Source organism: Nonomuraea sp. NPDC005650, assembly GCF_040605375.1.
In the GTDB taxonomy this organism is placed as follows: domain Bacteria; phylum Actinomycetota; class Actinomycetes; order Streptosporangiales; family Streptosporangiaceae; genus Nonomuraea.
On the sequence record NZ_JBEXCR010000061.1, the window covers coordinates 30,849 to 48,575 of the forward strand.

At 71.0% G+C, this 17,727-nt stretch carries 15 protein-coding genes; 14 read left to right on the forward strand and 1 reads right to left on the reverse strand.

Annotation, left to right across the window (positions count from 1 at the left end):
* Nucleotides 1-99 precede the first annotated feature (99 nt).
* Both ABZS69_RS59155 and ABZS69_RS59160 read left to right on the forward strand, forming a co-directional pair.
* Nucleotides 100-1,173, forward strand: coding sequence for a glycosyltransferase (locus ABZS69_RS59155; RefSeq protein WP_355391228.1), 1,074 nt, complete (start codon nt 100-102; stop codon nt 1,171-1,173).
* On the forward strand, nt 1,170-2,816 hold the full coding sequence (locus ABZS69_RS59160; protein ID WP_355391231.1) for a glycosyltransferase: 1,647 nt from the start codon (nt 1,170-1,172) through the stop codon (nt 2,814-2,816). Before ABZS69_RS59155 ends, ABZS69_RS59160 begins: the two co-directional genes overlap by 4 nt.
* Before the next feature lie 24 nt (nt 2,817-2,840).
* Here the strand turns inward: ABZS69_RS59160 and ABZS69_RS59165 are convergent, their stop codons facing one another.
* On the reverse strand, nt 2,841-4,334 hold the full coding sequence (locus ABZS69_RS59165; RefSeq protein WP_355391234.1) for a glycosyltransferase: 1,494 nt from the start codon (nt 4,332-4,334) through the stop codon (nt 2,841-2,843).
* A gap of 158 nt (nt 4,335-4,492) precedes the next feature.
* Here ABZS69_RS59165 and thrC point away from each other — a divergent pair, with 158 nt between their 5' ends.
* The 12 genes from thrC (at nt 4,493) to glyA (ending at nt 17,718) form a co-directional block, all read left to right on the forward strand.
* Nucleotides 4,493-5,551, forward strand: a complete 1,059-nt coding sequence (thrC, locus tag ABZS69_RS59170) for a threonine synthase (RefSeq protein WP_355391237.1) — start codon at nt 4,493-4,495, stop codon at nt 5,549-5,551.
* A gap of 13 nt (nt 5,552-5,564) precedes the next feature.
* Nucleotides 5,565-6,491 carry a homoserine kinase gene (gene thrB, locus ABZS69_RS59175; protein WP_355391240.1) on the forward strand — a complete coding sequence of 309 codons (927 nt, stop codon included), beginning with the start codon at nt 5,565-5,567 and terminating at the stop codon, nt 6,489-6,491.
* A 457-nt stretch (nt 6,492-6,948) separates the two neighbouring features.
* Nucleotides 6,949-9,039 carry a transcription termination factor Rho gene (rho, locus tag ABZS69_RS59180; RefSeq protein WP_355391243.1) on the forward strand — a complete coding sequence of 697 codons (2,091 nt, stop codon included), beginning with the start codon at nt 6,949-6,951 and terminating at the stop codon, nt 9,037-9,039.
* A gap of 156 nt (nt 9,040-9,195) precedes the next feature.
* Nucleotides 9,196-10,461: a sensor domain-containing protein gene (locus ABZS69_RS59185; RefSeq protein ID WP_355391246.1), complete on the forward strand. Its 1,266-nt coding sequence runs from the start codon at nt 9,196-9,198 to the stop codon at nt 10,459-10,461.
* Between the two features lie 40 nt (nt 10,462-10,501).
* Entirely contained in the window at nt 10,502-11,137 is a 636-nt protein-coding gene (locus ABZS69_RS59190) for a response regulator transcription factor (protein WP_355391249.1), read from the forward strand.
* A gap of 126 nt (nt 11,138-11,263) precedes the next feature.
* Entirely contained in the window at nt 11,264-11,482 is a 219-nt protein-coding gene (gene rpmE / locus ABZS69_RS59195) for a 50S ribosomal protein L31 (protein ID WP_355391252.1), read from the forward strand.
* Between the two features lie 87 nt (nt 11,483-11,569).
* A complete protein-coding gene (prfA, locus tag ABZS69_RS59200) occupies nt 11,570-12,622 on the forward strand; it encodes a peptide chain release factor 1 (protein WP_355391255.1) in 1,053 nt (350 codons plus the stop codon).
* On the forward strand, nt 12,619-13,473 hold the full coding sequence (gene prmC, locus ABZS69_RS59205; RefSeq protein ID WP_355391258.1) for a peptide chain release factor N(5)-glutamine methyltransferase: 855 nt from the start codon (nt 12,619-12,621) through the stop codon (nt 13,471-13,473). Before prfA ends, prmC begins: the two co-directional genes overlap by 4 nt.
* A gap of 28 nt (nt 13,474-13,501) precedes the next feature.
* Entirely contained in the window at nt 13,502-14,149 is a 648-nt protein-coding gene (locus ABZS69_RS59210) for an L-threonylcarbamoyladenylate synthase (RefSeq protein WP_355391261.1), read from the forward strand.
* Between the two features lie 107 nt (nt 14,150-14,256).
* Complete coding sequence (locus tag ABZS69_RS59215) at nt 14,257-16,014, forward strand: hypothetical protein (protein ID WP_355391264.1); 1,758 nt, start codon at nt 14,257-14,259, stop codon at nt 16,012-16,014.
* Entirely contained in the window at nt 16,014-16,388 is a 375-nt protein-coding gene (locus ABZS69_RS59220; RefSeq protein ID WP_355391267.1) for a hypothetical protein, read from the forward strand. The genes ABZS69_RS59215 and ABZS69_RS59220 overlap by 1 nt, the downstream gene beginning before the upstream one ends.
* A 64-nt stretch (nt 16,389-16,452) precedes the next feature.
* The gene (gene glyA / locus ABZS69_RS59225) at nt 16,453-17,718 is read left to right on the forward strand and encodes a serine hydroxymethyltransferase (RefSeq protein WP_355391270.1); all 1,266 of its coding nucleotides are present in this window, start codon (nt 16,453-16,455) and stop codon (nt 17,716-17,718) included.
* Nucleotides 17,719-17,727 lie beyond the last annotated feature (9 nt).

Below are 17,727 nucleotides of genomic sequence, written 5' to 3' on the forward strand. Positions count from 1 at the left end.
CCTTCACCTGCGCCGCCGGGCCTGCCGAATGTGGTGGCCGCGTCTACCGCTCAGTAAAACGGGCGTAAGGTAGGCGCCGACCAAGTCCCAAGGAGGCCCATGTCCATCACCCCTTGTGGCTTCGCGCGTACGCCGGAGAAGGGGCTGGCCCGCCTGCACTGGACGTACGACGGCTGGGCGGTGGAGGGCCGGCGCCCCGACGTGCCGGCGTTGCGCCCGCTGCGCGGCCTGGAGATCGAGTGGCCCGCCGCCGAGGTGCCCTTGGAAGGGCTGCTGGCGCTGGCCGCCGCCGGGGTGCCGCTGACCGCCGACCTCGCCGCGCCCTGGGTGCCCGCCGACCTCGCCGCGCTGCTCACCGACCGCGACTGGCTCGGCCACGCGGCCGACGGGACCGCGCGATCGCTGGCCGACCTGCGGCGGGAGGAGCACAGCGTACGCCTGCGCCGCCTGGCGCACCTGACCTCCCGACCGAAGGTCAGCATCGTGATGTCCAGCAGGCGGCCGGGGATGGTGGGCCCGGCGCTGGCCCAGATGGTCCGGCAGCGGGACGTCGAGGCCGAGGTGGTGCTCGGGCTGCACGGGGTGGGCTTCGAGGAGGTGCGGGAGGCGGTCGAGGCGTGTTCGCTGCCCGTGAAATGGATCGAGGTCCCGCGGGCGGTCCCGTTCGGCGAGGTGCTCAACCGGGTGGCGGCCCTGGCGCGCGGCGACTACCTGGTGAAGTGGGATGACGACGACTGGTACGGGCCGCGCCATCTGGGCGATCTGCTCATGGCGCTGGCGTACTCGGGGGCCGACGTGGTGGGGACGACGGCCGAGTTCTTCTACCTGGAGCCGCTGCGGGCCACGGTGCGGCGGACGACGTTCGCGAGCGGGGCGGCGTATCCGAGTGAGGTGTGGGCCGATCATGTGGCCGGAGGGACGATCTTGATTTCTCGGGAGAAATTTCAGGAAATTGGGGGATTTCCTGGGTTATCGCGGGCAGTAGATCTCGAGTTTCTCAAAGCAGCGCAAAAGGCAGGCGCGCGCGTCTACCGTACCCACGGGCTGGGCTACGTCCTGCGCCGGGGGCTCAGCGACGAGCACACCTGGCAGCTGCCCCTCGCCCACTTCCTCAAGGTGGCCGCCAACCAGTGGCGCGGCTTCCGTCCGAGCCTGCTGATGGAAGCCGCATGACCACGCATCTCGCGGGCGCGGCCAGAGTGCGCGGCAACGACTACCGCAGCCTCGAACCCCTCCCGGAAGACCGCGCCCCAGAGCTCACCGTCAGCGTGGTCGTCCCGGCCTACGGCGGGCAGGACAAGCTCGACCTGGTGCTCGCCGGGCTGGCCGGGCAGACGTACCCGGCGGAGCTGATCGAGGTCATCGTCGTCGACAACGGCAGCGCGCCCCCGCTGCGCCTGCCCGCCCTCCGCCCCGAGCTGACCCGCCTGATCGTCTGCGAGACGCCGGGCCGGGCCAACGCCCGCAACGCCGGGCTGGCCGCGGCCACCGGCGACGTGATCCACTGGCTCGACTCCGACGTGGTGCTCACCCCGGGCGCGATCGAGGCCCACATGCGCTGGCACCACGCCGCGGCCTACCTGGTCGTCACCGGCTACATCCGCTTCACCGACGCGGAGCTGCCCGGCGAGCTCCCCGACGACCTGGAGGGATACTTCGAACCCGCGACGCCGCACGCCTGGATCGTCGACCTCGTGGAGCGCACCGGCGGCCTCACCGACAACCCCCAGCGCCCGTTCAGCCTGCACGTCGGGGGCGCGACCTCGGTCAACGCCCGGCTGGTCAGGGCCGCCGGGCCGATGGACGACGAGCTGATCCTGGGCCAGGACACCGAGATGGGCTACCGGCTCGGCCAGGCGGGCGCCGTCTTCGTGCCGGAGCCCGCGGCCCGCGCCTACCACCTCGGGCCCACCATGCGGATGCGCGGCAAACAACCGATCGACCGGGTGAGCCACGCGTTCGTGGCCGACCGCATCCCGGCCTACCGCTGGCTCCGGGGGCATCCCGGACGGCAGTGGAAGGTGCCGTACGTCACCGTGGTGTTGGACGGCGCGGCGGGCTACGACTCGGTGCGGGCGACGGTGGACGCCCTGCTCGCCGGCACCGTGCCCGACCTGTCCGTGCTCGTACTCGGGCCCTGGGACACCCTCGACCGCGACCGCCGCACGCCGCTGAAGGACCCCGGCCTCGACCTGGTGCTGGTCCAGGGTCACTACCGGCACGAAGGCCGGGTACGCCTGTCCGCCACCGAGTCCGTCGACCCGGCGGTGCCCTTCGTGCTGCGCCTGCCGCCCGGCTGGGTGCCCGGCGAGGACTCGCTCGCCCGCCTGCTCGACCTGGCCCGCGACGAGGGGCTCGGCCTGGTGAACGTGCTGCTCCACGAGTCGTCCCAGGGGGTCGTGGCGGCCCGCCTGGAACGCGCCTCCGCCTTCGCGCGGGCCCGCATCGTGCTGGCGCCGGGGGAGGATCTGGACGACGCGGTGGACTCGGTGTCGGGCGTGACCTGGGTGGAGGGGGAGACGTACGGGTTCACGACCGAGGCGGGGGCGCTGCTCGGGCGGCGGGGGGCCTACCGGGCGCGGCTGGAGGCGCAGGCCGAGGCGGCGCGGCTGGCCAAGGAGGCAGAGCGGCTGCGCGCCCAGGTGGCCAAGTGGCGGGACGAGGCGGGGCGCTGGCGCAGGTCGACCGTGGAGCTGCGGCGCGAGGTCGGCACGCTGCGCCGCCAGATGGCCGCCGCCGGCCGCGTCGAGCAGAGCCTCCGGAGCCTGGTGTCGTCGACCATGAAACGTGCCCTGCGCAAAGGCCGGCGCGGCTGACCTGTCCCGCCTTGTGCGGGAGGGTCAGTTGGGGCGCAGGGCGGACTTGAGGCGGCGCAGCAGCGTGTTCTCCGGCGGCTCCACCGAGACCGTCACCGGGGCGGAGGCCGGGGCCGGCGCGGGGATGGTGACCGGATCGGGCTGCGTGGGCGCGGGCCAGAAGCGGTCGGGCGGCTCGTGGCGCACCCCATGGGTCGTGGCGATGAGGTCGTCCACGTCGTCGGCCCCCGGGTCGGACAGCAGGACGGCGCGGCCGAGGGCGGAGGTGCGCTCCAGCCGGGCCGTGCGCCCGTCGGGCAGGTCGACGATCAGCACGCCGGTCAGATCCTTCTGCACCGACTCGATCATGCGCTCCAGCGTCGCCCGGTGCAGCGGCACGTCGACCGGCCCGCGGTAGCGGAACGGCGTGGGCGCGGGCGTGGGGGCGGCCTCGTCGATCAGGCGGATGCGTTCGTCGTGCGCGAACAGGTCGCGCATCAGCCGCAGCTCGAAACACGGATCCGACAGGACGGACCGGCGCCCGGAGCTCAGCCGCGACCACGGCCCCTCCAGCGTCACGACCACGTCCTGCAGCTTGCCGTCCAGCGCCGCCGCCACCGCCTGCCGCACGACGGACTCGGAGGTGTCGGTGACGTCGAACACGATCTCCACGTACGGCACCAGCCACCGCCGCGTCCGGTCCTTGCGCAGGTCCCTGCGCAGCGGGACCCGGTGCGCCAGGTACGGCTCCACGGCCCGCACGGCGCGTTCCCTGTCGCGGTGCTGCGCGGGCAGCCCCAGGTGCACGGCCTGCGCGTCCAGGTCAGGGACGAACACCACGCCGTGCATGGCCAGCCGGTAGGAGAACTCGGTATCCTCGCCCCGAGCCACGTTCGGGTCGAGGCCGCCCACGGCGTGGAAGACCTCCCGGGGCAGGGCGAAGGTCGGCCCCGTGCACACGTGGTACGGATTGCGGCTCTTGCGTAGCCCGTCGGTCTTGGCGATCGTCGCCTCGGTGGAGCTGGACACGGCACCGGCCAGGTCGAACAGCTCTCCCAGGTGCCCCGCCCGGTAGACCTGCCGCGGCGTGACCGGGGGCGTGTCCACGAACTTCTTCATCCCGATGGTGACCAGGTAGTCGGTCACGTGGTGCCAGCGGGCCAGGGCCTCGATGTGCTCGCGGCAGGCCACCATGTCGGCGTCGAGCCGCTGGATGATCTCGCCGTCGGCGGCCTTGGCGCCGGTGTTGACGGCGTTGGAGATGCCCCAGCCGTCATGCACCCGTACGACGCGGGTGTTGGCCGGCCGGATCTCGGGCAGGCGGATGGGGGGCTCACTGCCGTCGTCGACGACGAGGACCTCCATGAGATGGTCCGGGTACGTCTGCGCCGCCAGCGCCGCGAGTGTCAGGTCGAGCCGGTCCTGCCCGCCGTGAGCGGGTATCACCACGCTCACGGAAAGGGCGGGTGACCAGGTGCCGAGCTCCGGCGCCGCGATCGGTGAATAGTCGTTCTGCGTCAAGGCAGGACGCGCGTCCATGGTGGTGACCCCCTGCCCCGAGACCTTATCGGGAGATGCTGAGAATTTCCTGAATAGCGCCCCTGTCCAATGGATGTGTCCGGCCGGTGGACACGGATCCGCGACGGGGCGGCGCACCCCGTACACTCTGTGCCCAACACCGCAGGTAGGGAGTCATCATGAGCAGGTCGTGGCGTGGCCTCATCGAGGAATACCGCGAGCGTCTTCCTGTCACTCCGAAGACGCCCGTCATCACGCTGCTCGAGGGCGGCACGCCGCTGGTCCCCGCGAACCGCCTGTCCGCGCTCACGGGGTGCGACGTCTACCTGAAGGTCGAGGGGGCCAACCCGACGGGCAGCTTCAAGGACCGTGGCATGACCATGGCCATCAGCAAGGCGGTCGAGGAGGGTGCCAAGGCGGTCATCTGCGCCTCCACCGGCAACACCTCGGCCTCGGCCGCGGCCTACGCCGTGCGCGCCGGGCTGACCTGCGCCGTGCTGGTGCCCCGGGGGAAGATCGCCATGGGCAAGCTGGCCCAGGCACTCGTGCACGGCGCCACGCTGCTGCAGGTCGAGGGGTCGTTCGACGACTGTCTCGAGATGACCCGCAAGCTGTCGTCCAGCTACCCGATCGCGCTGGTCAACTCGGTCAACCCGTTCCGGCTGCAGGGCCAGAAGACGGCGGCGTTCGAGATCGTCGACACGCTGGGCGACGCGCCCGACATCCACTGCATCCCGGTGGGCAACGCGGGCAACATCTCGGCGTACTGGATGGGCTACCAGGAGTACGCGGCCGACGGCGTGGCGGCCAAGCGGCCACGCATGTTCGGCTTCCAGGCCAGCGGGGCGGCGCCGATCGTCCAGGGCGCGCCCGTCTCCCATCCGCACACGATCGCCACCGCCATCCGCATCGGCAACCCGGCCTCCTGGTCGCTGGCCACCGCGGCGCGCGACGAGTCGGGCGGCGTCATCCAGGCGGTGACCGACCGGCAGATCGCGGCGGCGTACAAGCTGCTGGCGCAGGAGGAGGGCGTGTTCGTGGAGCTGGCCTCGGCCGCCGGCGTCGCGGGGCTCCTGCAGGCCCACGCGCAGGGGCTGGTCGACCCGGGTCAGCGCATCGTCTGCACGGTCACCGGCAACGGGCTGAAGGACCCCGACTGGGCGATCTCGGGCGCGCCCGCGCCCGTCGTCATCCCCATCGACGTCCACGCCGCCGCGGCGGCGCTCAACCTCGCGTGACAGGGAGTCTTCTGTGCGGACCGTTGAGATTCGCGTGCCCGCCACCTCGGCGAACCTGGGTCCCGGGTTCGACGCGCTCGGGCTGGCACTGAGCCTGTACGACGACGTCGAGGCCGCGCTCACCGACGAGTCCGGGGTCCGCGTCACCGTCGAGGGCGAGGGGGCGGGCGAGCTCGATCTCGGAGAGGGCCACCTGATCGTCAGGGCGATGCGGGCCACGTTCGACCGCATGGGGATCGCGCAGCCCAGCGGCATCCGGTTGCGCTGCCGTAACAGGATTCCGCACGCGCGCGGGCTGGGATCCTCGTCGGCGGCCCTCTGCGCGGGCATCCTGGCGGCCCGCGCTTTGGCTGAGGGCGAACAACTTTCTGAGCGCGGGCGATTTTCCGATGACGACGTTTTCGCGCTGGCCACCGAGATTGAGGGCCATCCCGACAACGTCGCGCCCTGTCTGGCGGGCGGGCTGACCGTGGCCTGGCATGACCACTCCGGGGCGCCGCATATGGTGAAACTGGCTCCTGACGAGCGCATCCGCCCGGTCGTGGTCGTTCCTGCGGCGCGGCTGGCCACGGAGACCGCACGGGGGCTGCTGCCGAAGGACGTGCCCCACAAGGACGCATCGTTCAACGCCGGCAGGGCTGCGCTGCTGATCGCGGCGCTGACCCAGCGGCCGGAGCCGGGGCTTCTGCTCGCCGCCACCGAAGATCGACTCCACCAGCACTACCGCGCGCCTGCGATGCGGGAGACCGCGGATCTGGTAGAACGTCTCCGTGCAGTGGGCGTGCCCGCGGTCGTTTCGGGAGCGGGTCCCACGGTTCTTGCGTTTTCGACATCGGATACGCAGGATTTGATCGCGCCAGAAGTGGGTAATGACTGGCACATCCAGCAAATGGACGTCGACCCGGTTGGTGCGAACGTTCAGGTTCCCGAGACACGCTGATGCCTCTTTAGACCTTCAGGGAATAGCCGTGTGCGCTGGTGATGTTAGGCTGATAGCCGCACCAGATGCCCCCTTGGTGGGTGCGTGCTTGTCAGCCACACATCGCTGCATCATGTTTCACGTCGCGAGGCGTGAGCAGCGCGGCTGTCTCCCCGGACTCCGTTGCCTCCGGTTGGCCCACACCCGGTTGGCTCGAAACGAGGCGGCGACGACGGGGATCTGCGCGTTCGAATCACATCGACATCTGGTTGGCGACAGCAATCTGGGGGGTGTCAGCCACGCGCCACGGCCATGTGGCCGCTTGGACGAGCCCCTCCCCAAGAGTGGTGGCCGTCCACAGCGACAGCCGAAGATCGCAGAGTGCACCCCGACCCGGTCTGTCCCGCCGGATCGCAAGCACCTCCGGGACGCCCGGCAGAACGAAACCGGCGCCCGACCCCTGGGAAGGACCTTTTAGTTGAGCGACACCACCGAACTCCTCTCCGACGCATCAGGCGCTGAGCCGGCGTCCGGCGACACCCCCACCCGCGCACCGGCGAAGACCACCCGTGCGCGTCGCTCCGGCACCGGCCTGTCCGCCAAGGTGCTGCCCGAGCTGCAGAAGATGGCAGCGGAGCTGGGCATCAGCGGGACCGGGCGCATGCGGAAGAGCCAGCTCATCGCGGCCATCCAGGAGAAGCAGGGTGGCGGCTCCGGCGAGGCAGCACCGGCTCCCGCCGCGGCCACCGAGGCGCCCGCCGCAGCCGCGGCTGACGCCGCTCCGGCCGCCGAGCGGCCCACCCGTACGCGCAGGGAACGTTCCCGCACCAAGACCGTCGAGGAGCCCGCGCCCCAGCCCGTCGCGCAGCCGGCGGAGCCCGTGGCCGCGGCCCCCGAGCCCGTCGCGGCCGCCGCTCCGGCTGACCCGGTCGTGGAGCCGCAGGCCCAGGCCGTGGAGAGCGGCCAGAGCGAAGTGCGCGCCGAGCGCGGCGAGAGCCGTCGCGAGCGCCGCGGCCGTGGCGAGCGCCGCGAGCGGGGCGACCGTGCCGGCAGCGACCGCGGTGACAGCGTTCGTGACGGCGGGCGCGACAACGTTCGTGACGGCGGACGTGACAGCGTTCGCGACGGCGGACGTGACAGCGGGCGCGACAGTGTCCGTGACGGCGGACGTGACGGCATCCGTGACGGCGGGCGCGACAGCGTTCGTGACGGCGGCCGTGACGGCGGACGTGGCGAGCAGCGCGAGCGCGCCGCCGACGCGGGTCGCAGCGACCAGCGCGGTGACTCGCGTGACCAGCGTGACCAGCGCGGCGTTGGCGGCGACGACGACGACCGCGGCGGGCGTGGTCGCCGGGGCCGCTTCAGGGAGCGCAACCGTGGCCGCGGCCGCGACCGCTTCGAGGGCGGCGGCGAGCCCGTCATCGGCGACGACGACGTGCTCATCCCGATCGCCGGCATCCTCGACATCCTCGACAACTACGCGTTCGTCAGGACCAGCGGCTACCTGCCGGGCAGCAACGACGTCTACGTCTCGCTCGCCCAGATCCGCCGCAACGGCCTGCGCAAGGGCGACGTCATCACCGGCGCCGTCCGGCAGCCCCGCGACGGCGAGCGGCGCGAGAAGTTCAACGCCCTGGTCCGCCTCGACACCGTCAACGGCATGGACCCGGACCAGGCCCGCAACCGGCCTGACTTCAACAAGCTGACGCCGCTCTACCCGCAGGAGCGCCTGCGCCTCGAGACCGAGCCGAACATCCTGACCACGCGGATCATCGACCTCGTGTCGCCGATCGGCAAGGGCCAGCGCGGTCTCATCGTCTCGCCGCCCAAGGCCGGTAAGACGATGGTGCTGCAGGCCATCGCCAACGCGATCACCCGCAACAACCCCGAGTGCCACCTGATGGTCGTGCTCGTGGACGAGCGGCCTGAAGAGGTCACCGACATGCAGCGGTCGGTCAAGGGCGAGGTCATCCACTCGACCTTCGACCGTCCCGCCGAGGACCACACCACGGTCGCCGAGCTCGCCATCGAGCGGGCCAAGCGCCTGGTGGAGCTGGGCCACGACGTGGTCGTCCTGCTCGACTCGATCACCCGCCTCGGCCGCGCCTACAACCTGGCGGCCCCGGCGTCCGGGCGCATCCTGTCGGGTGGTGTCGACTCCACGGCGCTCTACCCGCCCAAGCGGTTCTTCGGCGCCGCGCGCAACATCGAGAACGGCGGCTCGCTGACGATCCTCGCCACGGCCCTGGTCGAGACCGGGTCCAAGATGGACGAGGTCATCTTCGAGGAGTTCAAGGGCACCGGCAACGCCGAGCTCAAGCTCAACCGCTCCCTGGCCGACAAGCGGATCTTCCCCGCGGTGGACGTCGACGCGTCCGGCACGCGTAAGGAAGAGATCCTCATGGGCAAGGACGAGCTCCAGATCGTCTGGAAGCTTCGCCGGGTGCTGCACGCGCTCGACATGCAGCAGGCGCTCGAGCTGCTCCTTGAGAAGATGAAGGAGACCAAGTCCAACGCGGAGTTCCTCCTGCAGGTCCAGAAGACCACGGTGAGCAACGACCGCGACTAGCGGCTCCTCGGGAGGGGCGGCAGGGGGTTTCTCCCCGTGTCGCCCCTTTCGCGTGTACGGGGGGTTCGTCGGGGTGCGGGAAGGGGGGATAGCCCTACCCCGGCGACGGCTGCCTTCCGGATTCACGGCGGCGCCTTTCAAGGGCAGTCTGAGGGCATGCGATCAGTCGCGTTGAAGGACCGCGTGCCGTTCGGGGCCAGGGGCCCGCTGGGGATCGTGGTGGACCCGATGACGTGGCGGGCGGCACCGTACCTGTTGATCACGGGATTGACCGGGATCGGCTGGTTCGTCCTGCTGTCCGTCGCCCTGCCCCTCTCGCTCACGCTGACCGTCGTCTGGGTGGGCGTGCCGCTGGTGATGGCCACGGTGCTGGTGTGGCGCGGCGGGGCGATGCTGGAGAGACGGCTGATGCGCGCGGCGTTCGGCGTGAAGATCGCCGACCCGTACCGGCCGAGGCCCGAACGCGGGGTGGGCGCGCATCTCCGCTGGCTGCTGGGGGACGCGGCCACCTGGCAGGACCTGGGATACCTGCTGATGCTGCTGCCGCTCGGCCTGGTCGAGACCGCGGTGTCGGTCATGCTGTGGTTCACGGCGGTGGTGCTGATCATCCAGCCCCTCCTGATGACGCTGTGGGAGGTCGCGGGCGTCTACAGCGAGCTCACCGTCGACAGCTGGCCGGGCTCCGTCGTCGCCATGGTCTTCGGGGTGCTGCTGTTCGTGCTGGCGGCCTACCTCGTACGCGGGATGGCCTGGTTACACGGGACGCTGGCGACGGTGCTGCTCGGCGGCAGCCAGGAGGAGCGGCTGAGGGCCAGCAGGGCCAGGGGGATCGACGCCGCGGAGGCGGAGCGGCGCAGGATCGAGCGGGACCTGCACGACGGCGCGCAGCAGCGGCTGCTGTCGGTGGCGGTGGACCTGGGGCGGGCGCAGTCGAAGTTCGACAGCGAGCCCGAGGAGGCCAGGATGCTCATCGCGCAGGCCCACGCGGGCACGAAGGCCGCCATCGCCGAGCTGCGCAACCTGGCCAGGGGGATCCACCCGGCGATCCTGAGCGACCGCGGCCTGGACGCGGCGCTGTCGGGGCTGGCCGCGCGGGCGCCCATCCGCGTGGACGTCTCCGTCGAGCTGCGGGAGCGGCCGCCCGCCGCGGTCGAGAGCATCGCGTACTTCATCGTGGCCGAGAGCCTGACCAACATGGCCAAGCACTCCGGCGCCACCGAGGCGTCGGTGACGGTGATCAGGGACGATCGCGGCGTGGTCGTGGACGTGTGGGACAACGGCATCGGCGGGGCCGTCCTCTGTCCGGGCGGCGGCCTGTCGGGGCTGGCGGACCGGGCGGCCACCATCGACGGCGTGCTCGTCCTGCACAGCCCCGTGGGCGGGTCCACCCTCGTGCGCGCGGAGCTGCCCTGCGAGTGGTAGGCCCGTGCGGAGCGGGCCCGCGAATGGTAGTCATGTGGCCATGCGCGTGGTCATCGCCGAGGACTCCGTACTGCTGCGCGAGGGGCTCGCCCGCCTGCTCGCCGACGGCGGCATCGAGACCGTCGCCGCCGTCTCAGACGGGGCCGCGCTCGTGTCCGCCGTCCTGGAGCACGAGCCCGACCTGGCGATCGTCGACGTGCGCATGCCGCCGAGCCACACCGACGAGGGCCTGCGGGCGGCGCTGCAGGTGCGCGTGGCCAGGCCGGACTTCCCGATCCTGGTCCTGTCGCAGTACGTCGAGGAGCGCTACGCCGGCGACCTCATCGGCAAGGCCGTCGGCTACCTGCTGAAGGAGCGGGTGGCGGACGTGGCCGAGTTCCTGGAGACGGTGCGGCAGGTGGCGGCGGGCGGCACGGTCATCGATCCCGAGGTCGTCGTACAGTTGCTGAGCCGCCAGCGCCGGGGCGCCCCGCTCGACTCGCTGTCGCCCCGCGAGCGCGAGGTGCTCGCCCTGATGGCCGAGGGCCGCTCCAACACCGCCATCGCCGCCAGGCTGGTCGTCACGGAAGGCGCGGTGGAGAAGCACATCTCCGGCATCTTCGCCAAGCTGGCCCTCGGGCCGGCGCCCGAGGATCACCGCCGGGTGCTGGCCGTGCTGACCTATCTGGGCCGCTGACGGGAATGCGCGATGGCCTGGGATGGTTGGACGATCTGGCACACTGGTAGCTGACCATTTAGCGGTTCCGGTTCACGCCGTGCATTTTTTGCGGCGACCCGGCGGCCGCACCCCGAAAGGACAGCGATGAAGCGCGACATCCACCCTGACTACAACGTGACCCAGGTGAGCTGCTCCTGCGGTAACACGTTCACCACCCGTAGCACCGCCAAGAACGGCGTCATCCACGCCGACGTGTGCTCTGCCTGCCACCCGTTCTACACCGGCAAGCAGAAGATCCTCGACACCGGCGGCCGGGTGGCTCGCTTCGAGAAGCGCTTCGGCAAGAAGACCACGGGCAAGTAGCTTCACCGACGCCGGCCCGGACGCACGCCCGTGCGCTGGGTCGGCGTTGTCAGTGTGAAGGCGTAAACCCCGACTGAAGGACCCACGGTGAACCTCGACGAGTTGCTCAAGGAGTATTCCGAGCTGGAGCTGCAGCTTGCCGACCCCGCCGTGCACGCAGACCAGAACAAGGCCCGCACTCTCGGCAGGCGATACTCGCAGCTCACGCCGATCGTCACGACGTACCGCGAGCTCGACTCCACGCGCGACGACCTGAGCGCCGCCAAGGAGCTGGCCGGTGAGGACGAGGCGTTCGCGGCCGAGGCGGTCGAGCTGGAGGAGCGCATCCCCCAGCTCGAGGAGAAGCTCAGGCACCTGCTCATCCCGCGCGATCCCAACGATGACAAGGACATCATCATGGAGATCAAGGCGGGCGAGGGCGGCGAGGAGTCCGCGCTGTTCGCGGGCGACCTGCTGCGGATGTACCTGAGATACGCCGAGCGGCTCGGCTGGAAGACCGAGGTCATCGACAGCCAGCCCTCCGACCTGGGCGGTTACAAAGACGTCACGGTCGGGATCAAGGCCAAGGGCGACGAGGGCGTGTGGTCCAGGCTCAAGTACGAGGGCGGCGTCCACCGCGTGCAGCGGGTGCCCGTCACCGAGTCGCAGGGCCGCATCCACACCAGCGCCGCGGGCGTGCTCGTCTACCCCGAGGCGGAGGACGTCGACGTCCAGGTCGACCCCAACGACCTGCGCATCGACGTCTACCGCTCCAGCGGTCCCGGCGGCCAGAGCGTCAACACCACCGACTCTGCGGTCCGCATCACCCACCTGCCCACCGGCGTGGTCGTCTCCTGCCAGAACGAGAAGAGCCAGCTCCAGAACAAGGAGTCGGCCCTGCGCATCCTGCGGGCCCGGCTGCTGGCCATCGCGCAGGAGCAGGCCGAGGCCGCCGCGCAGGCCGAGCGCAAGTCGCAGGTCCGCACGGTCGACCGCTCCGAGCGCGTACGCACCTACAACTTCCCGGAAAACCGCATCTCCGACCACCGGGTCGGCTTCAAGGCGTATAACCTCGACCAGGTTCTCGACGGTGAGCTCAACGCCGTCACCCAGGCCCTCATCGACGCCGAGATGGCGGAGAAGCTCGCACAACACTCATGACATTTCTGCTGGACGAGATCGCCCTCGCCACCGCCCGGCTGGCCGAGGCAGGTGTTCCCTCACCGCGCACCGACGCTGAGGAGATCGCGGCGTTCGTCCACGGCGTGCGCAGGAGCGAGCTCCACACGGTCAAGGACTCCGACTTCGACGCGCTGTTCTGGGAGGGCGTGGCCAGGCGCGAGGCCCGCGAGCCGCTGCAGCACATCACCGGCCACGCCTACTTCCGCTACCTCGAGCTGGCGGTCGGGCCCGGCGTGTTCGTGCCCCGGCCCGAGACCGAGGTGGTGGCGGGCTGGGCCATCGAGACGCTGCGCGAGATGGACGTCAACGCCCCGCTCGTCGTCGATCTCGGCACCGGCTCGGGCGCGATCGCGCTGTCGATCGCCCAGGAGGTGGCCCTGGCCGAGGTCCACGCCGTGGAGGTCGACCCCGAGGCGTACACGTGGGCCAAGCGCAACATCTCCGAGCTCGGCCAGGGGCGCACCCACCTGCACCCCGAGGACCTGGCGGAGGCGCTGCCCGAGCTCAACGGCAAGGTCGACCTGGTCATCTCCAATCCGCCCTACATCCCGCCGGGCGGGATCCCGCGCGACCCCGAGGTGCGCGACTACGACCCCTCCAGGGCGCTGTACGGCTCCGGCGACGACGGCCTGGACGAGGTGCGCGCGGTCGAGCGTACGGCCCGCCGCCTGCTGCGGCCCGGCGGCTGGGTGGCCGTCGAGCACGCCGACGAGCAGGGCAGGGCGGTCTATCTGACGTTCCCAGAGGACAACGGCTGGCGCGACGTGCGCCTTCGCCAGGACCTCACCAGAAGGGACCGCTTCGTCACGGCCCGGCTGGGCCAGGACTAGGATCCATGCGAGCGAGGTGACAGGACCGATGGCCAGACGCTTTGACTGCTCCGACCTGGAGCAGCGGACCGTGGGCGTGATGGAGGCCGCCGCCGCCGTGCGGCGGGGCGAGCTCGTGGTGCTGCCGACCGACACCGTCTACGGCATCGGCGCCGACGCGTTCACGCCGGCGGCCGTCACGGCGCTGCTCGACGCCAAGGGCCGGGGGCGCGAGATGCCGCCGCCCGTGCTCGTGGGCACCGTCAGAGCCGCCACAGCGCTCATAGACGACCTCGGGCCGTACGGGCAGGACCTGATAGACGCCTTCTGGCCCGGGTCGCTCACGCTCGTCTGCAAGGCCAACAGGGCCCTTTCCTGGGACCTGGGGGAGACCAAGGGCACGGTGGCCGTCCGCATGCCGCTCCACCCGGTCGCGCTCGACCTGCTCAAGGAGACCGGCCCCATGGCCGTCTCCAGCGCCAACCGCTCCGGCGCCCCCGCCGCCACCACGGCGGAGGAGGCCGAGGAGCAGCTCGGCGACTCGGTCGAGATCTACCTCGACGGCGGCAAGACCACCGACAACACCCCCTCCACCATCCTCGACCTCACCACCGCCGTGCCCCGGCTGCTGCGGCGCGGGGCGATCCCGGTGGAGAAGCTGCGGGGCATCATCGGGTACGTCGCCACCGACGACTGACGTATACCGTCTGCTTATCCCGGCTGCGATCGCGCTCCGGCCGACACTACGGTGAGGCCCGGAGCGGCGATTACGTCCGGGAGTGGCCCATGGGCAAGTTCGACGGCATGGATCCCAAGTTGGTCCGTGACCTGCTGACCGAGGTGAAACACGCGGCCACGCAGATGCGTACGGTCGAGGAGCAGGTCAGGGGTGCCATGCGCCGTGCCGGGCTGTCCACCCAGACCACCCACCGCCCCGCCCAGGTCGCCGACGCCGTCGACGTGATGGTCAAGGACGTCAACACCCGGCTCGGCGTGCTGGAGAAGCGGGTCGACCCGCCCCGGATGGGGGCGGGGGCCACGGAGGACGACGATCCCAAGCAGGTGCGGGGGGACCGGGACAAGTACGACAACCCGCGCGCCGACGAGCCACCCTCGAAGGACGACGACACCAAGTCGGACTCGGATGGCAAGACGGGTGCTGACGGGAAGTCGGACTCGGACGGCAAGACGGGTGCCGATGGGAAGTCGGACTCGGACGGGAAGACCGGTGCCGATGGGAAGTCGGATTCCGACGGGAAGACCGGTGCCGATGGGAAGTCGGATTCCGACGGGAAGACCGGTGCCGACGGGAAGTCGGATTCCGACGGGAAGACCGGTGCCGACGGGAAGTCGGATTCCGACGGGAAGACCGGTGCCGACGGGAAGTCGGACTCGGACAGCAAGACCGGTGCTGACGGGAAGTCGGATTCCGACGGGAAGACCGGCTCCGACGCTGACGGGAAGACGTGCGACGGGGATAAGGACACCGGGACCGGCCAGGACGGCGGGAGCGACGGCAAGACCGGGGATCAGCCCGCTGACCAGCCCAAGGACGACGACGTGGGCAGCAGGCGCGACCACGGCGCCGAGTCGGACGACGGCGCCGTCAACACCCCGGCCAAGGACCGGCAGGACCCGACCAAGCCGCAGATCGTGGAAGTGGACGGCGTAAAGGTCCTCCAGATCCCCATCGACCCGCCCACAGCCGAGCAACTGGACGACCTCCTCCAGAACGCCGACAAGGTGCAACCGGCGGACATGCCGAAGGTCCACGCCGACAGCACCGCCGCCGCGAACGTCGACACCTGGGCGAACGACGGCAGCGACATCGTCTCCGCGGACACCGATCCGCCCAACCTGGACGCGCTGAAGACGGTGGTGGGCCATCACCGGGAGATCCCGCCACTGGAGATGCCCGGCCTGACGGACACCTTCGGCGACGACACCACGCCCGCGGACGGCACCGCTGCCACCGCGGGCGGGAACGACGGCTGCGCCTCCGGCACGGACACCACCCCGGGCGCGAAGGACACGACGCCTGACCAGCCCTCGGCCGGCGACGCGGGCCAGCGGACGGGCGACGGCCAGCCGGCGGGCGACCGGGGGACCGGCGTCGGCGACCAAGACCGAGGGACGGGCGACCAAGGGACCCGCGACCAAGGGACCCGCGACCAAGGCGGCCAGGGCGGTCAAGGTGGCCAGGGTGGTCAGGGTGGTCAGGGCGGCCAAGGTGGTCAAGGGGCGCCTGTTCGGATTCCGCCGACCAACCCCTCCGTCCAGCCGCAGATCGCGTACGGGCCGCAAGCAGTTCCTCCCGCCGGATCCGACGTCACCGCCTGGGCGACCGACGGCAGCGACGTCGTCTCCGTGGACGTCTCCCCGCCCAGCCTGGACGCCCTGCGGACGGTCGTGGAGCACCACCGCGAGATCCAGCCCCTCGACATGCCGTCCGTGGAGGTCCCGGCGGGCGAGTACGGCAAGGGAGAGTGGGCGCCCAGGGACATCCGGCCCGACGGCCCACCCGGTGACATCGACCCCGGCACGCCGGAAAGGAGCGCGTGATGTACGTCGACCCGCCGGCGCCCAGGCCCAGGGAGCGCGACGAGACCCCGCCCGCCGCCCCCTCAGGGCCCCTGGACAGCCCGCAGAGGGCCTGGGAGTTCAATCCCGACTACCAGCGCCTGGTCCTGGCCTGGAACACCGTCCTGCCGCAGCTGGAGACGCTCAGGACGGCTCTGGACAAGGCGTACGGGCTGGCCAAGAGCCCTCAGACGTGGGACGCCCCGGTGGGCGAGCGTTACGTCCAGGACATCCGCGAATGGCGCACCAGGCTGGCCGTCTACCGCCACTCCGTGCTGACCGCCATCAGCGACGAGGCGGCGGACACGCCTCGGTGGATCCCCACGACGGCCAACGCGCCGCACGCGTTCCAGTAGCGCGCCCGCGCCCTCCGAGAGGTTGTGTCTGGGAGAAACGGACATTAGGTCGTACAGTGGGGAAATGGGTGGGGAACCCTACTACGGTCCGGACTTCGGGTTGCTGCAGAGGCAGGACCCGGAGCTCGCACAAGTGCTGCTCGACGAGCTGGAGCGGGTGCGCGGCGGAATCCAGTTGATCGCGAGCGAGAACTTCACCTCGCCCGCCGTCCTGGCCGCCCTCGGCTCCACCCTCACCAACAAGTACGCCGAGGGCTACCCCGGAAGGCGCTACTACGGCGGCTGCGAGGTGGTGGACCGGGCCGAAGAGCTGGCGATCGAGCGGGCGCGCACGCTGTTCGGGGCCGAGCACGCCAACGTGCAGCCCCACTCCGGCGCCTCCGCGAACCTGGCCGCCTACGCCGCGCTCCTGCAACCCGGCGACACCATGCTGGCCATGGCGCTGCCGCACGGCGGCCACCTCACCCACGGCTCCAAGGTGAATTTTTCGGGAAGATGGTTCGACGTCGTGTCATACGGAGTGCGGCGCGACACCGAACTCATCGACTACGACGAAGTCCGGGATCTGGCCCTGCGGCACCAGCCGAAGCTCATCGTGTGCGGCGCCACGGCGTACCCCAGGCTGATCGATTTCTCGGTCTTCCGCGGCATCGCGGACGAGGTGGGCGCGTGGCTGCTGGCCGACGTGGCGCACCCGATCGGGCTGATGGCGGGCGGCGCGATCCCGTCGGCGGTGCCGTACGCGGACGTCGTGACGTTCACCACGCACAAGGCGCTGCGCGGGCCGCGCGGCGGCGCCATCCTGTGCACGCGGGAGCTGGCCAGGAAGATCGACCGGGCGGTGTTCCCGTTCATCCAGGGCGGGCCGTTGATGCACGTGGTGGCGGCCAAGGCGGTGGCGTTCGCGGAGGCGATGCGGCCGGAGTTCGCCGACTACGCCAGGCAGGTGATCGCGAACGCCCGGGTGCTGACGGAGGCGCTGGCCGGGCAGGGGATGCGGCCCGTGTCCGGCGGTACGGACACCCACCTCGCCCTGATCGACCTGCGGGATCTCGACGTGTCGGGCGCCGAGGCCGAGCTCAGGTGCGCGCGGGCCGGCATCACGCTCAACCGGAACGTGATCCCGTACGATCCCGAGCCCGCGTCGATCACGTCGGGGATCCGCGTCGGCACCCCGTGCGTGACCACGCAGGGCATGGGGCCCCAGGAAATGAAGGAGGTCGGGACGCTGGTGACCCGGGCGGTGCGGTATCCAGCCGATGCTGGGGAGGTACGGGAAAGAGTGTCGGCGCTTCTGGCCATCCATCAGCCATATCTCAGCGAATATTAAGCTGGTCTG